This window comes from Streptomyces sp. BA2 (assembly GCF_009769735.1).
Taxonomy (GTDB): Bacteria; Actinomycetota; Actinomycetes; order Streptomycetales; family Streptomycetaceae; genus Streptomyces.
In genome coordinates this window covers 5320090-5343473 of sequence record NZ_WSRO01000002.1, presented here as the reverse complement: position 1 = coordinate 5343473, position 23384 = coordinate 5320090, and the positions used below count along the sequence as shown (strand labels likewise).

Sequence of the window (23384 nt, the reverse complement as noted above, 5' to 3'; positions counted from 1 at the left end):
TGCACGCATCCATGCATGAGGGACGCCCCGTTAGAGGGCGCGACGAACAATGGGGTTCCGACAAGTAGACACATATTGAGTGTCTTTTACCGAGAACGGACATACAGTCGCGAGCCGATTACCTGGCGTGGGCGCCCCGAAGGGGCGCGGGGAACTGCGCGCCCAGCCACGACGACGCCGCAGACAATCGACGGCAATACCAGCGGAGCGCTTATGCGCCGAACGCCTTCGCCTTCCCCTTCACCGGCTTGGCGCCGGCGAGGAGGTGTGCGGGCACGAGATCCCGCGCGGGCTCCGTGTACCCCACCGAGACGATCTTGTCGCCGCGGTACGTGAACGTCGTCAGCGAGGCGAGCGTGCACTGCCGCTTGCGCGGGTCGTGCCACAGGCGCCGCTTCTCCACGAAGCTCCGCACGATCCAGATCGGCAACTGATGGCTGACGCACACCGCTTCATGCCCACGGGCCGCGTCCCGCGCCGCGTCCAGAGCGCCCATCATCCGCACGACCTGCTCGATGTACGGCTCGCCCCAGGACGGCTTGAAGGGGTTGAACAGATGCTTCCAGTTCTCCGGCTTCTTCAGCGCGCCGTCGCCGACACCGAAGGTCTTGCCCTCGAAGACGTTGCCCGCCTCGATGAGCCGCCCGTCCGTCGCCAGATCCAGGCCCTGCGCCTTGGCGATCGGCGTCGCCGTCTCCTGCGCGCGGTCAAGGGGCGAAGCCACGACGTGCGTGACGTCACGCGGGGCGAGGTACTCGGCGACCCGGTCGGCCATCTGCCGCCCCAGCTCGGAGAGGTGGTAGTCGGGAAGGCGCCCGTAAAGGATCCCGTCCGGATTCTCCACCTCGCCGTGGCGCATCAGGTGGACGACAGTGAGCTCGCTGCCCGCGCTCATGCGGTGGCCTCCGTGGTGGATTCAGTGGCTTCGGCGGCCGCGCGCGCCGCCGCGGGCAGGGCCGCGGCGATCCGCTCGACCGCCCGCTCGTCATGGGCGGTGGACACGAACCAGGACTCGAAGGCCGACGGCGGGAGATACACGCCCTGCGACAGCATCGAGTGGAAGAACGCGGTGAAGCGGAACGACTCCTGGGTCTTCGCGTCGTCGTAGTTCCGCACCTCACGCTCGGTGAAAAAGACGGAGAACATGTTCGACGCGTTCTGCAGCCGGTGCGCGACGCCCTCCTTGGAGAGCGCGTCGGTCACAAGGGCGCGCAGCTGCCCGGAGACGGTGTCGACCCTGTCGTACGCGGCGTCGTCCAGGAGCCGCAGCTGCGCGAGGCCCGCGGCCGTCGCGATCGGGTTCCCCGACAGGGTGCCCGCCTGGTAGACGGGACCGACCGGCGCGAGGTGCTCCATGACGTCCGCCCGGCCACCGAAAGCGGCGGCCGGAAAGCCGCCGCCCATGACCTTGCCGAAGGTCATCAGATCGGGCCGCACCCCGTCGACGCCGAACCAGCCCGCCTTCGACGTACGGAAGCCGGTCATCACCTCGTCCGAGATGTACAGCGCGCCGTTCTTCGCGCACGCGTCCTTGAGGCCTTGGTTGAACCCGGGCCCCGGCGGCACCACGCCCATGTTGCCGGGCGACGCCTCCGTGATCACACACGCGATCTCGCCGGGGTACGTGTGGAACGCCTCGTGCACCGCTTCGAGGTCGTTGTACGGAACGACGATCGTGTCGCCCGCCTGGGCGCCGGTGACCCCAGGGGTGTCCGGAAGCCCGAGAGTCGCCACACCGGACCCGGCGGAGGCGAGCAGCGCGTCGACATGGCCGTGGTAGCACCCGGCGAACTTGATCACCTTGGCGCGGCCGGTGAACCCGCGCGCGAGACGGATCGCGGACATCGTCGCCTCCGTACCGCTGGAGACGAGCCGCACCTGCTCGACGGGCGCGATGCGCGCGACGATCTCCTCGGCGAGCGCGACCTCGCCCTCGCCGGGCGTACCGAAGGACGTGCCCCGGGCGACGGCCTCCTGCACGGCGGCGATCACATCGGGGTGGGAGTGGCCGAGGATCATCGGCCCCCACGAGCAGACGAGGTCGACGTACTCACGGCCGTCGGCGTCCGTCAGGTACGGACCGGTACCGGACACCATGAAGCGGGGCGTACCGCCCACAGCGCGGAAAGCGCGCACGGGAGAGTTCACACCGCCGGGCGTCACGGCCGCCGCACGGTCGAAAAGAGTCTGCGAAACTGGGGCGCTATACGGGAAGCTCACATGAACCATGGTGTCAGAGGCTTCGGACATCCTGCGGACAGGTGTTTCACTCCACGTTTTAGCCGGTGACCGTGGGGGAGGTCACTGACACGATGATCGGGTTGCGCGGCGGGGGCCGCGAGGCCTAGAAAAGCAGGGGCGGGCGCCCTGGAAAAGCAGTCGGGTGGAGATATGCATCGCGGTGGCGGACTGGGCGAGGGGACCGACGGCCTGGGTCCGCGGCGTGCCCGGCGGATCGGCAAGCACCGGCGCGAGGCGGAAGCGGCCGAGGCGGAGGCCTTGGCACGGGGCGATTCGGAGCAGGACCGGGCGGGAACCAGGAGTGGCCGGGTGGGCGGGGTGACCTACAAGTACTTCGGAGCCCCGGACGGCGCGACCGCCGCCCGCGTGCCCATCTCGATGCGCCCCGAAGAGCTCGGCGGTGATGAGCTCGGCATGGGCGGCATGTTCACGAAGATCAAGCCGGAGACGGTGGCCGCGATGGTCCTGACCGGCATCGAAGGCATACCCCTGCACAAGGTGCCCCCGCTCGAACTGGTCGTCCTGCATCCCGACTACGCCGTGGTGAAGCTCCCCATGACGGTCGTCGACCCGCTGCGCGGCGTCGGCGAGGAGTCGGTCGGCGCAGCGGCGTTCATCTGGTCCACGGTCCCCGACCGCGGCGGCCCGCGCGACGCGTTCAACGTCTACCAACTGCTGCACGAATGGCAGGACTTCAGCCACCGGCTGCATGACGCGGGGCATCAGGCGTACTGCCTGGTGTGGCCCTGACGCCCCGCGTCCCCGCGTCCCCGCGTCCCTTGTGCGTACGCCGGATCTACTCCGGCCGCAGCGCCGCCAGTTGCCGCTCGAAGGGGACAAACCCCTCGATCAGCTCCTCCTCCTGGACCGGCGCGGGCCGCATGATTCCGGCCAATTCTGTCGCCGCCCGCTCGATCCGCTCGTCCAGGCCGTCCGCGCCCCAGTCCTCGGACGCCGCGTACACGGCCGTCGGCAGGACCACCGCCCGCAGGTACGCGAACAGCGGACGCAACGCGTGTTCCAGGACCAGCGAATGCTGTGGGGTGCCGCCGGTCGCCGCGATCAGGACCGGCGTACCGGCGACGGCGTCCTTGTCCAGGACGGTCAGCACGTCGAAGAACGACTTGAACAGACCGCTGTACGAGGCCGAGAAGACCGGCGTGACGGCGATCAGACCGTCCGCGCCCTTCACCGCTTCGGCCGCCGCGCCCAGTTCCGGGCCGGGGAACCCCGTGACGTAGTTGTGCGCGATCTCCACGGCCAGGTCACGGAGTTCGACGACCTCGATCTCCACGTCGGCGTGGCGTCCGGTGGCCGCTGCCAGGCGGTCGGCCAGGAGGCGGGTGGAGGAAGGGACGCTCAGTCCCGCGGAGACGACGAGCTTCATGCGGTGGCCTCCTCGGCTTGATCCCCGGCCTGAGACGCCGCCACGCGGGCGGCGTGCGTCGGTGCGTCCGGGACGTTCGCCGGGCGGTTCTTGGCGAACTCCTCGCGCAGGACCGGGACGACCTCCTCGCCGAGGAGGTCCAGCTGCTCCAGGGCGGTCTTGAGGGGCAGGCCCGCGTGGTCCATCAGGAACAGCTGGCGCTGGTAGTCGCCGACGGTGTCGCGGAAGGACAGCGTCCGCTCGATGACTTCCTGCGGGGAGCCGACAGTCAGCGGCGTCTGGGACGTGAACTCCTCCAGGGAGGGGCCGTGTCCGTAGACGGGCGCGTTGTCGAAGTACGGCCTGAACTCCTTCACCGCGTCCTGGGAGTTCTTCCGCATGAAGACCTGACCGCCGAGCCCGACGATCGCCTGCTCCTCGGTGCCGTGGCCGTAGTGCGCGTACCGGCGGCGGTAGAGGTCGACCATCTTCTTGGTGTGCTCCTGCGGCCAGAAGATGTTGTTGTGGAAGAAGCCGTCTCCGTAGTACGCGGCCTGCTCGGCGATCTCGGGCGACCTGATCGACCCGTGCCACACGAAAGGCGCGACGCCGTCCAGCGGCCGTGGCGTCGAGGTGAACGACTGCAGCGGCGTACGGAACTTGCCCTCCCACGTCACGACGTCCTCGCGCCACAGGCGGTGCAGGAGCGCGTAGTTCTCGACGGCGAGGTTGATGCCCTGGCGGATGTCCTTGCCGAACCACGGATACACCGGGCCGGTGTTGCCGCGGCCCATCATCACGTCGACCCGGCCGCCGGCCAGGTGCTGGAGCATCGCGAAGTCCTCGGCGATCTTCACCGGGTCGTTCGTGGTGATGAGGGTGGTGGAGGTGGAGAGGATCAGGTTCTCGGTGCGGGCGGCGATGTAGCCGAGCATCGTGGTGGGCGAGGAGGGAACGAACGGCGGGTTGTGGTGCTCGCCGGTCGCGAAGACGTCGAGCCCGACCTCCTCGGCCTTCAGCGCGATGGCCACCATGGCCTTGATGCGCTCGTGCTCGGTGGGGGTGCGGCCCGTCGTGGGGTCCGGCGTCACGTCGCCGACGCTGAAGATCCCGAACTGCATGCCGGATCCGGACTGCATGGCTGACTCACTCTCCACAGGTTGTTGACGGTTCAACTATACCTGCGGAACGGTGGCGGGCCAGGGGGTATTCCCGGGCCACGCCTCGGTTCCCTGGCCACGCTTCGGTTCCCGGGCCACGCTTCGGTTCCCGGGCCACGCTTCGGCCAGGCTTGTCCGCCTCGGGAACCCCACCCGCCCCGCACGGCGTCTTGCGTGCAGTCACCACACAGCCGCACGGAGGTACGGAGGCAAGACCGGCTCATGGCACACGACGGAAACCAGCCGCGCGGCAGCATCACCGGGGCGCTCGGCGCCACCGGACACCACCGCGGCGCGCCGTACGGATTCACCCTCCGCGTGTCCGCCCTGACAGCCGTGCTCGGCTGCGCGATCGTGGCCGGCGGATTCACGGCGGCGTGGGACACCTTCGAGGGCGTCCGGGACTACGCGGACCGCAACATCGCCAACGAGGACTCCTACGTGGCCTACGCCGACGGCGGCTGGTTCCCGCTGGTGATGGTCGGTCTCGTGGAGTCGCTGCTGCTGCTCGTCCTGGCCCTCCTCGTCGTCTCCGTCCTGCACACCGCGTACGCAGTCGCCGGCGCGCACGACTCCCACGACTCCCACGCCGACGCGCGCGACGGCGGACCGCTGACCGTCCGCGAGCTGTGGCGGCGTACCCGGCGGCGCCTTCCCGCCGCCCTCGCGGTCAACGCTCTGAGCGGTCTGGTCGTGGGCGCCATGGCGTTGGCGGGCTATGTGCTGTGGATGACCGTCGAGCGTGGCGATGTGCCCGGAGTCGAGCCCACGCCCATCGGCGAAACCGCCGCCCCGCTCTACACGCTGGTGGGGTGGGTGCTGCCGATCGCCGTCATGTGCCTGGGCCCGCTGTTGTACTTCCGCCTGTCGCTGGCCACCGCCGAGACGGTCCTTGAGCGCCGCTCCCCGTTCGTGGCGCTGTACCGCTCGTGGGTACTGACCCGCCGCGCACGTACGCGCACCCTCGGCCTCGGCACGCTGCTCACCGCGGGCGCGGCACTCGTCGTCCTTCTGGCCGGGTACGCGGCCGCCCCTCTCGCCCACTTCGCCGGGCTCGGCATGCTGTGGCTCAGCGACGACAACGTATGGATCACCGGCGTGCTGGTGATGATCCTGCCCACGGCCGTGGGCCTGCTCCTGCTGCCCCCGTTGGTCATGCCGCTGGTGTGCGCGGCGTTCGCCCGTCTCCACGGAGAACTGCGCGCTCGCGAGGAGGCGGGGCGGGGGCCGGGCAAGGACTAGGCCGCGGTGGGGCCTGGGCCGCGGTGGGGCCTGGCTAGGCCGCGGTGGGGGCCTGCGGGGTCCAGCGGGGGTCCCGGCCCGTCTCCGCCAGGAGCTGCTCCAGCCCGGAGGCCCCTTCGGGTGCGGAGACCGGCTCCCCGAAGACACCCATCTTCCGGGCGGTCGGAGCCAGCCCCGCGACCGCTTCCCGCAGCGCGGCGATGACGCCGCTGCTCTCCGGGGCGGGCTCGTACTCCTGCCCCGTGGCGCGGGCCAGGTCCCAGGCGTGCACCGTCAGGTCGAGCAGTGCCATGCACCCGACGGTCTTCGCGGGCATGGCCATCGCGCCCGTGGTGCCCTCATCGGCGCCGGGCGTGGCCCAGGCGGCGACCAGCTTCCCCGCCTCGTCGGCGAAGCGGTCGCGCCAGTCGGGGCTCTCGGCCACGTAGTCGGGGGATTCGCTGAAGTCGGAGTCCTGCTTCGCGGCCAGCGCCTGGAACTGGACGATCACCTGGAGAAGGTGGTTGACCAGGGCTTTTACGTCGTACTCGGCGCAAGGAGTGGGGGAGTCGAGGCGCTCATCGGGGATGGCGCGGACCACGGGGACGGCGTGCGTGGTGGCCGCCTTCAGGAGGTCGGCCAAGCTGTTCTCACTCATGGCGTGACGGTAAGGCGGCGGCCACTGCCGTGGCTTGAAGAAACACGACACGGGCGAGAGACCCCGGCATACGATCCAGCCATGGCCGACGCTTCCGCTTCCGCCTCTGCTTCCGCCTCTGGGTCCGCATCTGGGGCGGCTCCCGGCCCGAGGCCGCGGACCGACACCCGCGGCATCGTCGACGCCGCCGGGCTCTTCGCCCGCGTGCGTTTCCGCCGCATCGCTCCGGGCGCGGCCGTACTGCGCCCCTACGTGGAGCAGTACTGGCTGATCGACTGGGACCTGACCGAGCCGTACGCCTCGCACATCGTGCCGCACCCGTCCGTGAACGTCGTCTTCCAGCGACTCCCCGGGCAGGAGCCGTTCGCCGAGGTGGCGGGGATCGGCCTCGACCTCTTCACGCAGAAGCTGGAGGGGCGGGGCCGGGTGTGCGGGGTGAAGTTCCGTCCCGGCGGCTTCCGGCCGTTCGCCCCGTCGGCGCCGGTGTCCGCGTGGACGGGGCGACGGCTGCTGCCCCTGGAGGAGGTGTTCGGGGAGGTCCCCGAGGGCGCGCTGGACGCGGTGCTCTCCCCCGCCGATGAGCACGCGCGCGTGGCGGCCCTCGACGCCTTCCTGCTGAGCCTCGGGCCCACGCCCGACCCCCAGGCCGACCTCGCCATGGCCCTGGCAGAACGCATCCGCACGGACCGCGGGATCCGCCGGGTCGGTACGTTCGCACGGGCGGAGGGCCTGTCGGTCCGGGCCCTGCAGCGGCTCTTCTCGGCGTACGTGGGGGTCGGCCCGAAGTGGCTGATCCTGCGCCACCGGATCCACGAGGCGCTGGAACGCGCGGAAACGGACACAGAGGTGGACTGGGCAGAACTGGCGGCAACGCTGGGCTACGCCGACCAGGCCCACCTGATCAGGGACTTCACAACAACGGTGGGCGTGCCCCCAACGGCGTACGCACAGGCTGATTGAGAGCTGGGGCGGGCGGGACGGGCGGGACGGGGGGGGACGGGGGGAAACCCGCCGCGGGGCGATTGTCAGAGGCACCGTCTAGCGTCAAGACATGGAGAACCCGCCGCCGCGAGCCCCCGCACCCGTACAGCTCGAACCCTGGTCGGACGACGACCTCCCCCTGCTGGTCGCGAACAACTCGGCCGAGATGACCGCCCACTTGGGCGGGCCCGAGACAGAAGAAAAGCTGCTGGCCCGGCACCGCAGGTACCTCACGATGAACGGCAGCGGCCAGATGTTCCGCATAGCCCTCGGCACGGACGCCGTCGGCTCCATCGGCTACTGGGAGACCACCTGGCAGGGCGAGCCCGCGTGGGAGACGGGTTGGGGCGTACTGCCCGAGTTCCAGGGCCGCGGCATCGCGGCGACAGCCGCATGCCTCATCATCGCCGAGGCCCGCTCCGCCGACCCCCGCCGCCATCTCCACGCGTTCCCGTCCCAGGACCACACCGCCTCCAACGGCGTATGCAGAAAAGCCGGTTTCACGCTCCAGGGTCCGTGCGACTTCGAGTACCCCAAGGGCCACTGGATGCGCTGCAACGACTGGAGCGTCGACCTGAGCAGCGCCGACACCCCCTGACGGACTCCGCCCCATGCCACGATTCCCCCATGCTCATCGCCCGCTCCGCCGCCCTCTTCGCCCTCGCCGCACTCTTCGAGATCGGCGGCGCCTGGCTCGTCTGGCAAGGAGTGCGCGAACACAAAGGGTGGGCGTGGATCGGCGCGGGCGTCATCGCACTCGGCGTGTACGGCTTCGTGGCCACGCTCCAGCCCGACGCCGAGTTCGGCCGCATCCTCGCCGCGTACGGCGGCGTCTTCGTCGCGGGATCCATCGCCTGGGGCATGGTCGCCGACGGCTACCGTCCCGACCGCTGGGACGTGACCGGGGCGCTGATCTGCCTCGCGGGCATGGCCGTCATCATGTACGCGCCGCGAGGCCGCTGAGGGCATCGACGACCCCGCCTATCCTTGGCCGAGGATCAGGACAGAACGTACGTACGCCATAGGAGCAGCCATGACCGCCGCCGCGAACGCCGCGAACGCCGCGCCCGCCGCCACCCGCATCGCGATCGTCACCGGCGCGAGCAGCGGCATCGGCGCCGCCACCGCGCGCGGACTCGCGGCCGCCGGCTACCGCGTCGTCCTCACCGCCCGCCGCAAGGACCGCATCGAAGCCCTCGCCGCCGAGATCACGGCCGCGGGGCACGACGCGATGGCGTACGCCCTCGACATCACCGACCGCGACGCCGTGGACGAGTTCGCCACCGCCTTCCGCAAGGTCGCGGTCCTCGTCAACAACGCGGGCGGCGCGCTCGGCGCCGACACCATCGCCACCGGCGACCCCGCCGACTGGCGCCAGATGTACGAGACGAACGTCATCGGCACCCTGAACATCACCCAGGCCCTGCTCCCCGCACTCACCGCGAGCGGCGACGGCACGGTCGTGGTCCTCTCCTCCACGGCCGGCCACGGCACGTACGAGGGCGGCGGTGGCTACGTGGCCGCGAAGCACGCCGAGCACGTCCTCGCCGAGACCCTCCGCCTGGAGATCGTCGGCACTCCGGTGCGCGTCATCGAGGTGGCCCCCGGCATGGTCAAGACGGAGGAGTTCGCCACGACCCGCTTCGGCGGCGACGAGGAGAAGGCCGCGAAGGTCTACGCGGGCGTGTCCGCCCCCCTCACGGCGGAGGACGTGGCGGACACGATCACCTGGTCGGTAACCCGCCCGCCCCACGTGAACATCGACCTCCTGGTGGTCCGCCCCCGCGCCCAGGCCTCAAACACGAAGATCCACCGGGAGCTTTAACCCTCCGGGGCCCGCCCGCACCAGACGCGAGTCACCCACATCGGTGAACGCGTCGTATCGCCATGCCTGTTGGCGTCTGACCTGCCTAGGCTCAGGTCGACAACCAAAAACAGAACGGCCCTCGGCCGGGACTGCAATCCCGGCCGAGGGCCTGACCACACAGGAAGGCCTAGAGCTTCCTCATGGCTAAACGCGAGCCTAACGCGCTCCCACCGCAGTTCATGGACCTCGAAGTCCCTGAGTACGCCTACATGTTCGGCTTCTTGCAGGCCGACGGGCATCTGTCACAAGAGGCAGGGCAGAAGGGTCGACTGAGCGTCGAGATCAACGTGCGCGACATCTCAATCCTGCGCGAGTTCCAGCGCCTGACTCCGTACAACAGCACCATCAGCGAGCGCACCCGGGCCACGAACTTCGCCGAGAACCATCACTCGGCCATGTGGAGCCTGTACTCCCTCGAAGCGCGGACCAAGCTGAACCAACTCGGCCTGCCTTACGGTCGCAAGTCCAAGACGATCACCCCGCCACGCGTCGAGTTCTCGCGGCGCGACTACCTGCGGGGAGTCATCGACGCTGACGGCGCAGTGGGGTATTGCAAGGACGGCAGCCCCTACATCTCTCTCACAACGGCCAGCACTGCCGTCGGTGTCTATCTCTGCCGCTACGTCCGGCAGCTCACGGGCATCCAGCGCTTCATCAAACGCAACACCCGCGACAAGATCTACAACATTCCCTTTACGCGGGAGACAGCCCAAGCCCTGGGAACGGATCTCTACTACCCAGGCTGCCTCGCTCTGGAGCGCAAGCAGGCAGCCGTCGACTCGTTCACCTCGTGGGAACGTCCCGCTGGCATGAGAGCTGTCAGCGGCCGACGCCTCTGGAAGGAGTGGGAGGACCGAATCCTGCTCCAGCTCAGCAACGACGCGACTGCGGCCAAGGAACTGGGACGAACCGAGAAGAGCTGCCATCTGCGCCTGTGGCGGCTCCACACCGGCCAGGTACCGATGCCGAGCGGGCGCTAGCACGCTGAGAGTGGGGCCCGAGCTGACAACAGCTCGGGCCCCACTCTCATTTCAGCCCTTCACGCAAATGAATTGCTTAAGCTTCGCCACGACCTCAACAAGGTCACGCTGATGCTCCATGACCTGCTCGATCGGCTTGTACGCGCCCGGGATCTCATCCACGACACCCGAGTCCTTACGGCACTCAACGCCCCGCGTCTGCTCCTCAAGGTCCTGCACCGTGAAACGCCGCTTCGCCGCGTTACGGCTCATACGCCGACCCGCGCCATGTGAAGCCGAGTTGAAGGCCTTCTCGTTCCCGAGCCCCTTCACGATGTAAGAACTGGTCCCCATAGAGCCGGGGATGATCCCGTACTCGCCAGAGCCCGCACGGATCGCCCCCTTGCGAGTCACCAGCAGGTCCATCCCGTCGTACCGCTCCTCCGCCACATAGTTGTGGTGGCACGAGATCTCCTGCTCGAAGGTCGGCTTCGCCTTCTTGAACTCCTTGCGGATCACGTCCTTGAGGAGCGCCATCATGATCGCGCGGTTGTACTTCGCATACTCCTGAGCCCAGTAGAGATCATTTCGGTACGACGCCATCTGCGGGGTCTCGGAGACGAAGACCGCGAGGTCACGATCGACCAGGCCCTGGTTGTGCGGCAGCTTCTGGGCCACCCCTATGTGGTGGTCGGCCAGCTCCTTGCCAATGTTCCGGGAGCCGGAGTGCAGCATCAGCCACACGACCCCGTCCACATCGAGACAAGTTTCGATCATATGATTTCCGGATCCGAGCGTTCCCATCTGCTTCGTCGCCCGCTCCTGACGGAATTTGACCGAATCGGCGATCCCGTCGAAGCGCGACCAGAAGTCGTCCCACGCGGACGTCCCGAACCCATGCAGCCGCCCCGGATCCACCGGATCCGCATGCATCCCCCGCCCCACCGGAATCGCAGCCTCAATCTTCGACCGCAGCCGCGAAAGATCCCCCGGCAAATCATTGGCCGTCAACGAAGTCTTCACCGCCGACATCCCGCAGCCGATGTCGACGCCCACCGCCGCAGGGCACACCGCCCCCTGCATGGCGATCACCGAGCCGACCGTCGCACCCTTGCCGTAGTGGACGTCCGGCATGACGGCCAGGCCCTTGATCCAGGGCAGGGTCGCCACGTTCTGGAGCTGCCGGAGTGCGACGTCCTCCACCGAGGCCGGGTCCGTCCACATCCGGATCGGTACCTTTGCCCCGGGAACCTCCACGTACGACATAACGTCCTCATTCCCCCGTAGTGCCCTGTAGTTCAACAGAAGTCTTGAAAGTGTCGAAGCGCAAATACCGGCGCCAAGGTCAACGAAAGGGATCACGGACCGGCGTCCACGGCATTGCGTGCGATACACATTGTGTCCACCGGTCGCCCACCAGCGGCAACCCAATATCCCCGGCGAGAAGGAGCCCATACGGTGCAGCGGAAGGCCTACGTACCAGGCGTCGCGGCTCTCATCGCGGCGCTGCTCGCCGGCTGTACGGGCGGGGGCGCGCTCGGCGGGGAGCCGGACGACTCGAAGCCCGGCGACACCGGCGGGACGACAGCGGCCGCCGAGCCCGGCAAGTACCGCACGCTCCCCGAGCCCTGCGGCCAGGTCGACCGCGGCACGCTCGACTCGATGCTGCCCGGCATCGAGGAGATGCCGGACGAGGAGCAGCAGGAGAAGGCGTACGAGGGTGCGCCCACCGTCACGTACGACACCGACCGGCGTGTGGGCTGCCGCTGGAAGGTGGAGTCCTCGGACGCCACCCACCATCTGCTCGTCGACTTCGAGCGCGTCGTCTCGTACGACAACGCCGTGAGCGATGACACCCGTGCGACGGAGGTCTACGCGTCGAAGGTGCAGGAGGCGGATCTGCCCGAGCCCTCCGATACTCCGTCCGACACCCCGTCCGACAGCCCGTCCGCCGATGACGAGGAGGGGGCGGACCCCGAGCCGTCCGACGGCGCCACCACAGATGCTTCCGGCGACACCAGCGGCTCCGGTGACTCCAGCGACTCCGGCAACTCGTCGGAAGATGCCGTCACTCCTCCCGCCCTGATGCCCCGCATCCTCGACGACCTGGGCGACGAAGCCTTCGTCGACGACGCGCTCACGACGTCCGCTTCGGCGACCCGGCACCGCACGGTGACTGTGGTGTTCCGCACGTCGAACGTCATCGTGACCGTCGAGTACGACGAGCAGCCGGGGCGTCGCACCGAGCTGCCCGACAGCAAGGAAATGCAGGACAAGGCGCAGGAACTGGCCGGAAGCCTGGCCGACAGGTTCTCCGATTAGGGACGGTTCGGACGGGGCACCGGCTCCCCGGAAGCGGAGTCGTCCGCGTCGGGCACGGCGTACCGTGGCCCATCGAACCGACGACAGCCGTCTTGAGTGACTTGAGTGAAGGAACCATGCACCGACCAGCACAGCGACTCACCCGCATACTCACCTGCGCAGCCGCCGTACCGGTGATCCTCATTGCCTCCGGCTGCTCCTCCGACTCCGGCTCGGGCTCGGACGGGGCCAAGAAGGACTCGGGTTCAAAGGCTTCTGCCTCTGCCTCGGGCAAGGACAAGGCCGCGACCGTGGAGAAGGCCGCGTTCGGCAAGCTGCCCGAGCCCTGCGACGTCCTGTCGAAGAAGACGCTCGACGACCTCGTCCCGGAGGCGAAGGACAAGTCGGGCAAGGCGGGCACGTCCGATGACACGTCGGCGCGCGGCACCTGCTCCTGGGACAGCCTTGAGAACAACGGCGTCGACGGCTCGCAGTTCCGCTGGCTGCGCGTCTCGCTGATGCGCTTCGACTCGGACGCGTCGCTCGGCAGCGGCGCCAAGCGCGCGCAGAACAACTTCGCGAAGCAGGTCGCGGACGCGCAGGCGACGGAGGGCGCGAAGAGCGTCAAGACGGAGCCGGTGCCTGGTCTTGGCGACCAGACGACGGTCGTGCACTACGACCTGAAGAAGGACAAGGAATACTTCAAGCAGCAGACGGTCGTGACGCGCGTGGAGAACGCCGTCGTCACGATCGACTACAACGGCGCGGGCCTGGCTGGCGACAAGGCGCCGAGCTCGAAGGACCTGTCCAAGGACGCCGAGAAGGCCGCGAAGGAGGCCGCCGAGGCGGTCGTCTCCGCGAACAAGGCGGGCGGCGCGAGCGAGGGCTCGGGCAGCGGCTCCAAGGACCCGAAGGCCTCCGAGGACCCGAAGGCTTCCAAGGGCTCCAAGGACTCGGGCTCCGAGTCCAAGTCCAGCTCCAAGCCCAAGAGCTGACGCCGGGCGCATAGCGCCCACGTGCGCGTCTCGCGCGCAACTCGCGCGTAACTCGCGGCGATTGCACGGAAGTTGTGGAGCCCGGCCCCGTGGTGGCCGGGCTCCTGCCGTACCGGCACACCGGCTTCCGCATGCGTGTGCCAGGCTGTCGCTCGCAACAAACCGAACAGGGAGGGGTTCGCGGGTGGCCGCGATGCAGCTGACACGCACGCACCGAATACTCATCGGCGTGGTCGTCGCCGGTGCGGTCGTCATCGCCGGCATCGGTTTCGCGGGGTCGTACGCGGCCGTGCGCGAGCTCGCCGAGCAGAAGGGCTTCGGCAGCTTCTCGGTGGTTTTCCCGATCGGTATCGACGCGGGCATCTGCGTCCTGCTGGCGCTCGATCTGCTGTTGACGTGGATCCGTATCCCTTTCCCGCTGCTGCGCCAGACGGCGTGGCTCCTGACGGCGGCGACGATCGCCTTCAACGGCGCGGCGGCCTGGCCGGACCCGCTGGGCGTGGGCATGCACGCCGTCATCCCGATCCTGTTCGTGGTCGCCGTCGAAGCGGCACGGCACGCGGTGGGCCGGATCGCGGACATCACAGCCGACAAGCACATGGAGGGCGTACGCCTCACCCGCTGGCTCCTCTCCCCCGTGCCCACCTTCAAGCTGTGGCGCCGGATGAAACTGTGGGAGATCCGCTCCTACGAGCAGGTCATCCAGCTGGAACAGGACCGCCTCATCTACCAGGCCCGCCTCCAGGCCCGCTTCGGCCGCTCCTGGCGCCGCAAAGCCCCCGTCGAATCCCTGATGCCACTGCGCCTGGCGCGGTTCGGCGTACCCCTCGCCGAGACGGCCCCCGCGGGGCTCGCGGCGGCGGGTATCGAGCCGGCGCTGCTTCCGCCTGCGCCGGAGGTGCAGCAGCGCCCGGAGCTGACCACGCCGTCGGCGCCCGCGCCGCAGCTGGAGGCCGAGCCCCAGCCCGAGCCCCAGCCGGAGCAGCAGGAGCAGCAGCCGGAGGCCCCGGGGGCGCACGTGAGCCCGTGGTTCGCGGCTCAGCAGCCTTCGTACGTTCCTGAAGAGCCGCACGACCAGTGGTACGCGGACCAGCAGGCCTATGCGGAACAGCAGGCCTACGTCGAGCACCAGGAGTACCTGGAGCAGCAGCAGGCGTACTTCGACGAGCAGGGCCGTGCCGGTCAGGCGGAGGTCGACCCGGCGTTCCAGGTCCCCTCGGGCGCACCCGGCCGCACTCGCCCGCTCAGCGGCCAGCGTCTGATCCCGGGTCCGCGCGAGGAGGCGGGAGAGGCTGCTGGAGAGGCGGCCGAGGAGCTGCCGGTTCCGGATGACGTTCCCGGGCTGCCGGACGACGTCTCGCGCGACGAGGCGTACTTCGTGGCGTTCCGGAAGTACGTGAGCGAGCGCGGTGACTACCCCAACGCCCGCCAGTTCGGCCTGTACCTGATGGACCTGTACGGCGTGACCGGTCAGGCGGGCGGCCCTCCGGCGGAGAGCACGCTGCGCCCGTACCTGCGTGACTTCCGGGGCCGCTACCAGGAGGAGCTGGACTCCGAGTACAGCGCGTAGCCGAGGCTCAACCCACGCTGCGGGCGCGCTTCTTGCTGCTCTCGCCCCAGATGGCGAGGGCGGCGCCGACGACGAACAGGGCGAGGTATCCGGGGGTGGGGATGTCCCACCACTTGTGGAAGAGGCCCCACGGGTTGTCCCCGAAGGTGCGTCCGGCTGCGCCGAGCGCGCCCTGGATCCCGACGACCCATCCGACGATGGCGATGATTTCCTTCATACGTCCACGATCGCTCGCCCCGGGGCGGTGTTCGTCCTGCCCCGGAGTGATCTCCCGGTAGTCCAAAAGATGCAAGCCCGCCGCTTCGCGGCGGATGTCTCCCACGCGATGGGGGCGCCGCCCAGGCAACTGGACGGCGCCCCCATCTACGTACCGCTACGCCCCCAAGAGCTTGCGCACCCTCTCCGCACCCACCGCAAGCAGCAGCGTGGGCAGTCGCGGGCCCGTCTCCCGGGTTACGAGGAGCCGGTACAGGAGCGCGAAGAAGGACCGCTGCGCGACCTTGATCTCCGGCGGGAGTTCCTTCGCCGTCGCGTCCGCGGAGAATCCGGCCCGCACCTTCGGCACGCCGTACACCAGGTGTGTGAGCCCGTCGAGGGACCAGTGCGAGTCGAGGCCGTCCAGGAGCAGCCGCAGCGACTCGCGGCCCTCGTCGTCCAGGGACGAGAGCAGCTCCGTGTCCGGCTCCGCGCGGACGATCGTGCGTGCGTCGGCCGGGACCTGGGTGGTGATCCAGTTCTCGGCGCGGTCCAGGCGAGGCCGCGCCTCGTCCAGGGACGAGATCGGGTCCGTCGGGTCCAGGTCCCGCAGAATCCGCAGCGTCTGGTCCTCGGCGCCCGCCGTGACGTCCGCGACGGACGCGAGCGTCCGGTACGGCAGCGGACGCGGCGTCCGCGGCAGCTCGCCCGCAGCGGTCCGCACCGCACGCGAGTGCGCCGCGGCGTCGGCGGGCAGCACCGTCCCGTCGGCGACCTTCGCGTCCAGCTTGTCCCACTCGTCGTAGAGCCGCTGGATCTCCTGGTCGAAGGCGATCTTGAAGGACTGGTTCGGCTTGCGGCGCGCGTACAGCCACCGAAGCAGCGGCGCCTCCATGATCTTCAGCGCGTCGGCCGGAGTCGGCACGCCGCCCTTCGACGACGACATCTTCGCCATCCCCGAGATCCCCACGAAGGCATACATGGGACCGATCGGCTGCACGCCCGCGAAGATCTCGCGCACGATCTGCCCGCCGACCACGAACGACGACCCGGGAGACGAGTGGTCCACGCCGCTCGGCTCGAAGATGACGCCCTCGTACGCCCAGCGCATGGGCCAGTCGACCTTCCAGACCAGCTTGCCGCGGTTGAACTCGCTGAGCAGGACCGTCTCGGTGTGCCCGCAGTCAGCGCACACGTACGAAAGCTCGGTGCTCTCGTCGTCGTACGACGTGACCGTGGTCAGGTCCTTCTCGCACGCGCCGCAGTACGGCTTGTACGGGAAGTACCCGCTGCCGCCGCCGCTGCCGTCGTCCTCGCTCGCGGCGCCGGAACCCTCGGCGGCCTCAAGCTCGGCCTCGTCGACCGGCTTCTGCGACTGCTTCTGGCCGCCCTTACCGGGGGCCTTCTTGGTGCGGTACTGGCCGAGGATCGCGTCGATGTCACCGCGGTGCTTCATCGCGTGCAGGATCTGCTCGCGGTAGACGCCCGAGGTGTACTGCTCGGTCTGGCTGATCCCGTCGTACTCCACGCCCAGCTCGTCGAGCGCCTCGGTCATGGCCGCCTTGAAGTGCTCGGCCCAGTTCGCGTACGCGGAACCGGCCGGGGCGGGCACGGAGGTGAGGGGCTTGCCGATGTGCTGGGCCCAGGACTCGTCGATGCCGGGGACGCCGGCCGGGACCTTGCGGTACCGGTCGTAGTCGTCCCAGGAGATCAGGTGCCTGACCTCGTGCCCGCGCCGCCGGATCTCGTCCGCGACCAGGTGCGGGGTCATGACCTCGCGGAGGTTGCCCAGGTGGATGGGGCCCGAGGGGGAGAGCCCGGAGGCGACGACGACCGGTTTGCCCGGGGCACGACGCTCCGACTCGGCGATGACCTCGTCCGCGTAGCGGGAGACCCAGTCGGTGGTATCAGTGCTCTGAGCCACGATCGGCACGCCTTTCTTCTTCTGCTCTGCTTCTACGTGAGTACCGCTTGTCGGAGTCATTCTCCCAGGTCGCCCCGCAACCGCGAAAACCGCTTTTCACCCCGTGGGATACTCGAATTTCTAGACCCCCAGCAACCAGGCACCCGAGCAGAACGGCACCCATTCATGGCCTCGGTCACGTCCCTCACCGCCTCCGTCCACCAGCGCCTCGCGGACGCCCTCTCGGCTGCCCTGCCGGAGGCCGGCACCGCCGACCCGCTGCTGCGACGAAGCGACCGGGCCGACTACCAGGCCAACGGGATCCTGGCCCTCGCCAAGAAGGCGAAGGCGAACCCGCGCGAGCTCGCGACGAAGGTCGTGGACGCGATCGACGCTCCTGACCTGCTGAAGGACGTCGAGGTCTCGGGCCCCGGCTTCCTGAACGTCACGGTCACCGACAAGGCGATCACCGAGAACCTCGCCGCGCGCGCCGCCGACGGCGACCGCCTCGGCGTGCCGTACGCCGAGAAGGCCGGTACGACGGTGGTCGACTGGGCCCAGCCGAACGTGGCCAAGGAGATGCACGTCGGCCACCTCCGCAACTCGGTGATCGGCAACTCCGTCGTCAAGATCCTCGAATTCACCGGCGAGAAGGTCGTCAGCCGCCACCACATCGGCGACTGGGGCACCCAGTTCGGCATGCTCGTGCAGTACCTGATCGAGCACCCGGACGCGCTGGGCCACCAGGCGGCCGACGGAACCGAGCAGGCGGGCGAAGAGGCGATGTCCAGCCTCAACCGCGTCTACAAGGAGTCGAAGGTGCTCTTCGACTCCGACGAGGAGTTCAAGACGCGGGCCCGGCGCCGGGTGGTCGACCTCCAGGCGGGCGACCCGGAGACCCTCGCGATCTGGCAGCGGTTCGTGGACGAGTCGAAGGTCTACTTCTACTCGGTCTTCAACAAGCTGGACGTGGAGATCGCCGACGAGGACATCGTCGGCGAGTCCGGCTACAACGACATGCTGGCGGAGACCTGCCGCATGCTTGAGGAGTCCGGCGTCGCGGTCCGGTCGAACGGCGCGCTGTGTGTCTTCTTCGACGACGTGAAGGGCCCGGACGGCAACCCGTCCCCGCTGATCGTCCAGAAGTCCGACGGTGGCTTCGGGTACGCGGCGACGGACCTCTCCGCGATCCGCGACCGCGTTTTCAACGTGAAGGCCGACACCCTCCTGTACGTGGTGGACGCGCGGCAGTCCCTGCACTTCAAGATGGTCTTCGAAACGGCCCGCAGGGCGGGCTGGCTGACGGACGACGTCAAGGCGGTGCAGCTCGGCTTCGGCACGGTGCTCGGCAAGGACGGCAAGCCGTTCAAGACGCGTGAGGGCGAGACGGTACGCCTCATCGACCTGCTCGACGAGGCGATCGACCGGGCGTCGGCCATCGTCCGTGAGAAGGCCCAGGACCTCTCCGAGGAGGAGATCGCCGAGCGCGGCGCCCAGGTGGGCATCGGCGCGGTGAAGTACGCCGACCTGTCGACGTCGGCGGTGCGCGACTACAAGTTCGACCTGGACCAGATGGTGTCCCTGAACGGCGACACGAGCGTGTACCTCCAGTACGCGTACGCCCGTATCCAGTCGATCCTGCGCAAGGCCGACGACGTCTCCCCCAAGGCCCACCCTGAGCTCGAACTGGCCGACGCCGAGCGGGCGTTGGGCCTCCACCTCGACCAGTTCGCGGAGACGGTGGCGGAGGTCGCGGAGGAGTACGCGCCGCACAAGCTGGCCGCGTACCTGTACCAACTGGCGTCGCTGTACACGACGTTCTACGACAAGTGCCCGGTCATCAAGCCGAAGCCGCCGCAGGACGTCGCGGAGAACCGCCTGTTCCTCTGCGACATCACCGCCCGCACCCTGCACCAGGGCATGGAGCTCCTCGGCATCAGGACGCCTGAGCGCCTCTAACCCCGAAGCGCGTCCCCGAGCCTCCGCAGTCCCTCGGCGATCTCGTCGGGGGACTGCGTCACGAAGCACATCCGCAGCGTCGTCGGGTCCGGCTCCCCGGCGAAGAACGGCGCCCCGGGAACGTACGCCACGTCATGCTTGACGACCTCGGGGAGCAAGGCGGCGGTGTCGTATCCGTCGGGCAGCTTCGCCCAGACGAACATGCCGCCCTCCGGCCGGAGCCAGCTGGACCCTTCCGGCAACGCGGCCCCGAGCCCCGCGAGCATGGCGTCCCGGTGCACGCGGTACTCCCCCGCGACGTGCGCGACATGCGCGTCCAGGTCGCTGTCCGCCAAGTACCGTGCCGCAGCGAGCTGATTGACCGTGGGCGTGTGCAGATCCGCGGCCTGCTTGGCGATGGCGCAGGCACGCAGCAGCGCGGCGGGCGCCCGCAGCCAGCCGAGGCGCATGCCTGGCGCCATGACCTTGGAGAAGCTTCCGAGCAGTACGGTGCGGTCCTCGGCCCCGGGGTACGAGGCGATCCACGGCACGCGCTCGCCCTCGAAGCGCAGCTCCCCGTACGGGTCGTCCTCGACGATCCACAGACCGCGCCGCGCGGCGACGTCCGCGATCGCGGCGCGGCGCCCGGCGGGCATGGTGCGGCCGGTGGGGTTCTGGAAGGTGGGGACGGTGTAGAACAGCTTGGGCCGGTGCAGGGCGACGAGTTCGTCGAGGGCGTCCGGTTCGATCCCGGCCTCGTCGCACGGTACGGGCACGACATGCGCGCCCGCGAAGCCGAAGGCCTGGAGGGCCGCGAGGTAGCAGGGGCTTTCGACGAGGATGGTCTCGCCGGGCTCTATGAGGGCGGTGGCGAGCAGGGACAGCGCCTGCTGCGATCCGGTGGTGACGATGAGGTCGTCGGCTCCGGTCGCGAGCCCGCGCACGGAGAACCGCTCGGCGATGGCGGCGCGCAGGGCGGGTTCGCCCTCGGTCGTGGAGTACTGGAGCGCGCGCTCGGGCTGCTCGGTGAGCACGGCTTGGAAGGCTGCGGTGATGCCTTCCTTGTCGAAGAGGCCGGGTGCGGGAAGCCCGCCCGCGAAGTTGATGACCTCGGGCCTCGCGGTCACGGCCAGGATGTCCCGTACAGGAGAGCCCCCTACCGAGGCGGCACGCGCGGCGAGCGGCGGGGTGGGTGCGACGGCGGGGGCAGGCTCGGTGACGGTCACGGCGGCGGCTCCTTCGGCACGGTCGGATGGCTCGATTCGCACCCTAGGCACGTAAGTGCCGCCTACACACGCCATTCCGGAATGCGGGCCCAACTACTCTGCCGGGTCCGGCACATCGTCATTGCCGCGATTCGTCTTCGTCCACTTCTTGCTGTCGAGCGAGTACCCGAAGACAGGACGGCCCTGGTCGCCGCTCGTGGCGAACGGCTTGCCCGTGTCGTCGATGCGGACCGTGCCGTGCCGGGTGCCGCTCGACCACTCCAGCTCCAAGTACCACCGTACGTAACGGGTGTTGGCGGTCGCGTTGATGTAGAACGCCTCGGGGTCGCTCGCGCTCACCTTGTAGGGGAAGCCGCTCTCCCCACCCTGCGGCGTCGGGCGGGGCACCGACGCGTCCAGGTTGACGTCGAAGGAGTGCTGGGGCACGCTGCCGCCGCACCCGACGCCGAGGTATCCCATCTTGTAGTTGTTCCACGCGAGGGGCGCGCTGGTTCCGGCGACGCGGACGTTCAGGGACTCCAGGACGACGGTGTCCTTGCCCGTGCCCTGCACGGTCAGCTTCACGGTCTGATCCCGGGCGGAAACCGCGCCGTTCGCGGACACCCAGCCGGCGGCATCCTGTTCGTTGGGGGGCGGGGAGAGGGTGCCGGGATTTTTGTCGACGAGGTAGGGATGGCCGCAGGGAGCATCCCAGTACTGAGGCTGGGTGGAAACGGTCACTGGAACAGCACCGGCGCCGCCACCACCGCCCTTGCCGCCGCCCCCGGGGCCCCGAGACTCGCCCCCACCACCCTTGCCCTTGTCTCCACTCTCCGGCTTGTCGGATGCCGCCGACTCCTTGCCGCCCTTGCCCTTGCCGGGCTCCTTCTCTGAGGGCGACGCGGACACGGCGTCCGGGCTTCTGTCCAACTCCCCACCCTCCGCGCTCGGGGAGTCGGTGGAGACATGGTCACGGTCACCGCCGCCGGATGAGGCCTGTACGGCGACGACGGTGGCACCGAGCGCGAGAACGACACCGGCGGCAACGAGCACACGCGCCCTGGGCACCCGCCTCCCAACCGCCGCAGGGGCAGGACCAATCACGACGCCGGGCGCACGATCACCGTCCACGGCACCGGGCGCCGCAACAGCAGCAGAGGACGCCTCCTCCTTGCGATCCCCTCGCGACGCATCGGCCAGGATCCACCGCCGGTGGACCTCGACCATCTCCTCCCGCGAGGCCCCGCACGCCCGCGCGAGCCGCTCCAACGGAGCGAACTCCGTAGGTACGGCCGTCCCGTTGACATACCGGTGCAGCGTCGACGTCGACACATGCAACCGCTTGGCAAGCGCCCCGTAACTGAGCCCCGACCTCTCCTTCAGCTCCCGCAGCAACTCCGCGAGATCGCCAGCCCCCACGCTCTCCCCATCCCATCCGGCCGTTCCAAGGAACGGAGTTTCCGCAGTTCACAGCGGCACAAGCGTCCCAACGTCCCCAACTGCCGTCCCACGCTGGCCCCTGGGACGAAACCCCGCACAAGCTGTGGCCATACAAGCACGCCACATCCGGGAGCCCCTCGGCGCGGCTCGCGTCGCTCCCGTCACACCGAAAGAGACCAGCCATGCGATTCAGCACCAAGGCCACCGCAGCCGCCGCGGCCCTCACCGCAGCCCTCTCGCTCACCGCACTCGGCAGCGCCGCCTCGGCCGCGACCCCCGCCGCGAAGTCGGCCCCGGTCACCTGCACCGCCGCCACCACCAAGGTCACCGTGCAGGAGGTCGACCGCCCCATCAACCACCTGCTCCTGAAGGCCAAGAACACGGGCACGAAGACGTGTTACGCGTACGGCGCCCCGTTCCTCCGCTTCGACGAGGCCCAGGCGGCCACTCCGTGGCTCGACGCGAGCATGCCCCAGGCGGTCGTCACCCTCAAGCCGGGCCAGACGGCGTACGCGGCCATCGGCACGTCATCCCCCGAGGGCACGAACGGCTCCCAGGCCCACAAGCTGGAGGTCCACTTCTCCAACAGCGCGATGAACGGCAGCGTGGGCAACCCGGCAGACGCGAAGCTCCCGCAGGCTGGCGTGTACGTGGACAGCTCGGCGTTCGTCACGTACTGGCAGACGTCGGCATCGGACGCGCTGATGTGGTGACGCCCCTAGCCGGCCGCAGCGAAGCAGCAAACGTAGGGACCTACTAATTAGCGTGGTACCTGCGGGTGGGTGGCTGATGGAGCCTCCATCCCATGCGGTCACGCGCGGGCCCGGTGGGGGCTGACTTTCGTGGGCTGATGTACGAACGGGCCCCAGATTCACCAATCCCTCTCCACCGACCCACAACCCACAACCCGCTTGCACCAAAAGACAGCAGCAACGAGCAGGGGGGGGGCGGGACTTTCGTCGCGGGCGAGGGCTGGGGGCTTGTGGCGCGGGTGCGGGTGCGGCATGCAAACAAGTCCCACGCCTACGCCGCAAAACCCCGCCCGCAGAGGGAGCGAGGGGGAATTTCCTGCAATGGCCGGTGGGCAATAGACAATGGACGGCGATTGGCGCGCATCGGGGCCCGTCGAGGACGCATCGGGGACGCGAGTTGCGGATGTGCTGCGAGTGGCTGGCCGTGGGGACGGAATGCAAGAAAGTCCCACCCCCTCCCCGCAAACCCCCAGCTCGCATCGGGAGCACCCGGGATTTCTCTGCACTGGGCCTCTGAACCTCAATCCACCAACGAGCGGCGGCCAGGCGACGGCCGCGCCCCCTCCCCCCCCTCCCCGTTGCTGCGTCTTTGCTGGCGCGCCGCCCTCGCCGAGAGCCATGCCCCCGTCGTG

Annotated in this window: 22 protein-coding genes; 12 read left to right on the top strand and 10 right to left on the bottom strand. The window is 69.2% G+C overall.

Features of this window, described 5'->3' with window-relative positions; translation table 11 throughout:
• Positions 1 to 211: 211 nt before the first annotated feature.
• Both E5671_RS26870 and hemL read right to left on the bottom strand, forming a co-directional pair.
• Positions 212 to 895: a histidine phosphatase family protein gene (locus E5671_RS26870; RefSeq protein WP_160506487.1), complete on the bottom strand. Its 684-nt coding sequence runs from the start codon at positions 893 to 895 to the stop codon at positions 212 to 214.
• Entirely contained in the window at positions 892 to 2229 is a 1338-nt protein-coding gene (gene hemL / locus E5671_RS26865) for a glutamate-1-semialdehyde 2,1-aminomutase (RefSeq protein WP_160510431.1), read from the bottom strand. Before hemL ends, E5671_RS26870 begins: the two co-directional genes overlap by 4 nt.
• Before the next feature lie 321 nt (positions 2230 to 2550).
• On the opposite strand from hemL, the gene E5671_RS26860 reads away from it, so the two are divergent.
• Positions 2551 to 2991 (top strand): hypothetical protein, encoded by a 441-nt coding sequence (locus tag E5671_RS26860; protein WP_160510430.1) that lies wholly within the window; start codon positions 2551 to 2553, stop codon positions 2989 to 2991.
• 46 nt (positions 2992 to 3037) lie between these two features.
• Here E5671_RS26860 and E5671_RS26855 read toward each other — a convergent pair whose 3' ends face one another.
• Together E5671_RS26855 and E5671_RS26850 are read right to left on the bottom strand one after the other, a co-directional pair.
• Positions 3038 to 3628: an FMN reductase gene (locus E5671_RS26855; protein WP_160506486.1), complete on the bottom strand. Its 591-nt coding sequence runs from the start codon at positions 3626 to 3628 to the stop codon at positions 3038 to 3040.
• Positions 3625 to 4728 carry an LLM class flavin-dependent oxidoreductase gene (locus tag E5671_RS26850; RefSeq protein ID WP_160510429.1) on the bottom strand — a complete coding sequence of 368 codons (1104 nt, stop codon included), beginning with the start codon at positions 4726 to 4728 and terminating at the stop codon, positions 3625 to 3627. The genes E5671_RS26855 and E5671_RS26850 overlap by 4 nt, the downstream gene beginning before the upstream one ends.
• 261 nt (positions 4729 to 4989) lie before the next feature.
• Between E5671_RS26850 and E5671_RS26845 the strand changes: the two genes are divergently transcribed.
• A complete protein-coding gene (locus E5671_RS26845; protein ID WP_160506485.1) occupies positions 4990 to 6009 on the top strand; it encodes a hypothetical protein in 1020 nt (339 codons plus the stop codon).
• Between the two features lie 34 nt (positions 6010 to 6043).
• Here E5671_RS26845 and E5671_RS26840 read toward each other — a convergent pair whose 3' ends face one another.
• A complete protein-coding gene (locus E5671_RS26840; protein ID WP_160506484.1) occupies positions 6044 to 6646 on the bottom strand; it encodes a TIGR03086 family metal-binding protein in 603 nt (200 codons plus the stop codon).
• 81 nt (positions 6647 to 6727) lie between these two features.
• On the opposite strand from E5671_RS26840, the gene E5671_RS26835 reads away from it, so the two are divergent.
• From E5671_RS26835 to E5671_RS26815, 5 genes are all read left to right on the top strand, one after another.
• On the top strand, positions 6728 to 7606 hold the full coding sequence (locus tag E5671_RS26835; RefSeq protein ID WP_160506483.1) for a helix-turn-helix domain-containing protein: 879 nt from the start codon (positions 6728 to 6730) through the stop codon (positions 7604 to 7606).
• Positions 7607 to 7697: 91 nt separating this feature from the next.
• Positions 7698 to 8225 (top strand): GNAT family N-acetyltransferase, encoded by a 528-nt coding sequence (locus E5671_RS26830; protein ID WP_160506482.1) that lies wholly within the window; start codon positions 7698 to 7700, stop codon positions 8223 to 8225.
• A gap of 29 nt (positions 8226 to 8254) precedes the next feature.
• The gene (locus E5671_RS26825; protein WP_160506481.1) at positions 8255 to 8590 is read left to right on the top strand and encodes a YnfA family protein; all 336 of its coding nucleotides are present in this window, start codon (positions 8255 to 8257) and stop codon (positions 8588 to 8590) included.
• 70 nt (positions 8591 to 8660) lie between these two features.
• Positions 8661 to 9452 carry an SDR family NAD(P)-dependent oxidoreductase gene (locus tag E5671_RS26820; protein ID WP_160506480.1) on the top strand — a complete coding sequence of 264 codons (792 nt, stop codon included), beginning with the start codon at positions 8661 to 8663 and terminating at the stop codon, positions 9450 to 9452.
• A gap of 182 nt (positions 9453 to 9634) precedes the next feature.
• Positions 9635 to 10474: a hypothetical protein gene (locus E5671_RS26815; RefSeq protein ID WP_160506479.1), complete on the top strand. Its 840-nt coding sequence runs from the start codon at positions 9635 to 9637 to the stop codon at positions 10472 to 10474.
• Between the two features lie 51 nt (positions 10475 to 10525).
• Here the strand turns inward: E5671_RS26815 and E5671_RS26810 are convergent, their stop codons facing one another.
• On the bottom strand, positions 10526 to 11719 hold the full coding sequence (locus E5671_RS26810) for an RtcB family protein (RefSeq protein WP_160506478.1): 1194 nt from the start codon (positions 11717 to 11719) through the stop codon (positions 10526 to 10528).
• A gap of 192 nt (positions 11720 to 11911) precedes the next feature.
• Here E5671_RS26810 and E5671_RS26805 point away from each other — a divergent pair, with 192 nt between their 5' ends.
• The 3 genes from E5671_RS26805 to E5671_RS26795 all read left to right on the top strand — a co-directional run bounded on the left by E5671_RS26805 (position 11912) and on the right by E5671_RS26795 (position 15319).
• Positions 11912 to 12775, top strand: coding sequence for a DUF3558 domain-containing protein (locus E5671_RS26805; protein WP_160506477.1), 864 nt, complete (start codon positions 11912 to 11914; stop codon positions 12773 to 12775).
• Positions 12776 to 12891: 116 nt separating this feature from the next.
• Entirely contained in the window at positions 12892 to 13749 is an 858-nt protein-coding gene (locus tag E5671_RS26800; protein ID WP_160506476.1) for a DUF3558 domain-containing protein, read from the top strand.
• 184 nt (positions 13750 to 13933) lie between these two features.
• Complete coding sequence (locus tag E5671_RS26795) at positions 13934 to 15319, top strand: DUF2637 domain-containing protein (RefSeq protein WP_160506475.1); 1386 nt, start codon at positions 13934 to 13936, stop codon at positions 15317 to 15319.
• 7 nt (positions 15320 to 15326) lie between these two features.
• Here the strand turns inward: E5671_RS26795 and E5671_RS26790 are convergent, their stop codons facing one another.
• Positions 15327 to 15536 (bottom strand): hypothetical protein, encoded by a 210-nt coding sequence (locus E5671_RS26790; RefSeq protein WP_160506474.1) that lies wholly within the window; start codon positions 15534 to 15536, stop codon positions 15327 to 15329.
• 156 nt (positions 15537 to 15692) lie between these two features.
• A complete protein-coding gene (gene lysS, locus E5671_RS26785) occupies positions 15693 to 17447 on the bottom strand; it encodes a lysine--tRNA ligase (RefSeq protein WP_160506473.1) in 1755 nt (584 codons plus the stop codon).
• Between the two features lie 156 nt (positions 17448 to 17603).
• Between lysS and argS the strand changes: the two genes are divergently transcribed.
• Positions 17604 to 19376, top strand: a complete 1773-nt coding sequence (gene argS, locus E5671_RS26780) for an arginine--tRNA ligase (protein ID WP_160506472.1) — start codon at positions 17604 to 17606, stop codon at positions 19374 to 19376.
• Here argS and E5671_RS26775 read toward each other — a convergent pair.
• Complete coding sequence (locus E5671_RS26775; RefSeq protein ID WP_336605855.1) at positions 19373 to 20581, bottom strand: aminotransferase-like domain-containing protein; 1209 nt, start codon at positions 20579 to 20581, stop codon at positions 19373 to 19375. The two genes, argS and E5671_RS26775, sit on opposite strands and share 4 nt — an antisense overlap.
• Before the next feature lie 93 nt (positions 20582 to 20674).
• Positions 20675 to 21979 carry a helix-turn-helix domain-containing protein gene (locus tag E5671_RS26770; RefSeq protein WP_160506470.1) on the bottom strand — a complete coding sequence of 435 codons (1305 nt, stop codon included), beginning with the start codon at positions 21977 to 21979 and terminating at the stop codon, positions 20675 to 20677.
• A 203-nt stretch (positions 21980 to 22182) separates the two neighbouring features.
• Between E5671_RS26770 and E5671_RS26765 the strand changes: the two genes are divergently transcribed.
• Positions 22183 to 22713 (top strand): DUF4232 domain-containing protein, encoded by a 531-nt coding sequence (locus tag E5671_RS26765; RefSeq protein ID WP_160506469.1) that lies wholly within the window; start codon positions 22183 to 22185, stop codon positions 22711 to 22713.
• The last annotated feature ends 671 nt before the right edge of the window (positions 22714 to 23384 follow it).

What these genes read in the sequence shown, in the direction of transcription:
- E5671_RS26870 (WP_160506487.1), bottom strand. Translation starts at nt 895, where the DNA reads ATGAGCGCGGGCAGCGAGCTCACTGTCGTCCACCTGATGCGCCACGGC.
- hemL (WP_160510431.1), bottom strand. Translation starts at nt 2,229, where the DNA reads ATGGTTCATGTGAGCTTCCCGTATAGCGCCCCAGTTTCGCAGACTCTT.
- E5671_RS26855 (WP_160506486.1), bottom strand. Translation starts at nt 3,628, where the DNA reads ATGAAGCTCGTCGTCTCCGCGGGACTGAGCGTCCCTTCCTCCACCCGC.
- E5671_RS26850 (WP_160510429.1), bottom strand. Translation starts at nt 4,728, where the DNA reads ATGCAGTTCGGGATCTTCAGCGTCGGCGACGTGACGCCGGACCCCACG.
- E5671_RS26845 (WP_160506485.1), top strand. Translation starts at nt 4,990, where the DNA reads ATGGCACACGACGGAAACCAGCCGCGCGGCAGCATCACCGGGGCGCTC.
- E5671_RS26840 (WP_160506484.1), bottom strand. Translation starts at nt 6,646, where the DNA reads ATGAGTGAGAACAGCTTGGCCGACCTCCTGAAGGCGGCCACCACGCAC.
- E5671_RS26835 (WP_160506483.1), top strand. Translation starts at nt 6,728, where the DNA reads ATGGCCGACGCTTCCGCTTCCGCCTCTGCTTCCGCCTCTGGGTCCGCA.
- E5671_RS26830 (WP_160506482.1), top strand. Translation starts at nt 7,698, where the DNA reads ATGGAGAACCCGCCGCCGCGAGCCCCCGCACCCGTACAGCTCGAACCC.
- E5671_RS26825 (WP_160506481.1), top strand. Translation starts at nt 8,255, where the DNA reads ATGCTCATCGCCCGCTCCGCCGCCCTCTTCGCCCTCGCCGCACTCTTC.
- E5671_RS26820 (WP_160506480.1), top strand. Translation starts at nt 8,661, where the DNA reads ATGACCGCCGCCGCGAACGCCGCGAACGCCGCGCCCGCCGCCACCCGC.
- E5671_RS26815 (WP_160506479.1), top strand. Translation starts at nt 9,635, where the DNA reads ATGGCTAAACGCGAGCCTAACGCGCTCCCACCGCAGTTCATGGACCTC.
- E5671_RS26810 (WP_160506478.1), bottom strand. Translation starts at nt 11,719, where the DNA reads ATGTCGTACGTGGAGGTTCCCGGGGCAAAGGTACCGATCCGGATGTGG.
- E5671_RS26800 (WP_160506476.1), top strand. Translation starts at nt 12,892, where the DNA reads ATGCACCGACCAGCACAGCGACTCACCCGCATACTCACCTGCGCAGCC.
- E5671_RS26790 (WP_160506474.1), bottom strand. Translation starts at nt 15,536, where the DNA reads ATGAAGGAAATCATCGCCATCGTCGGATGGGTCGTCGGGATCCAGGGC.
- argS (WP_160506472.1), top strand. Translation starts at nt 17,604, where the DNA reads ATGGCCTCGGTCACGTCCCTCACCGCCTCCGTCCACCAGCGCCTCGCG.
- E5671_RS26765 (WP_160506469.1), top strand. Translation starts at nt 22,183, where the DNA reads ATGCGATTCAGCACCAAGGCCACCGCAGCCGCCGCGGCCCTCACCGCA.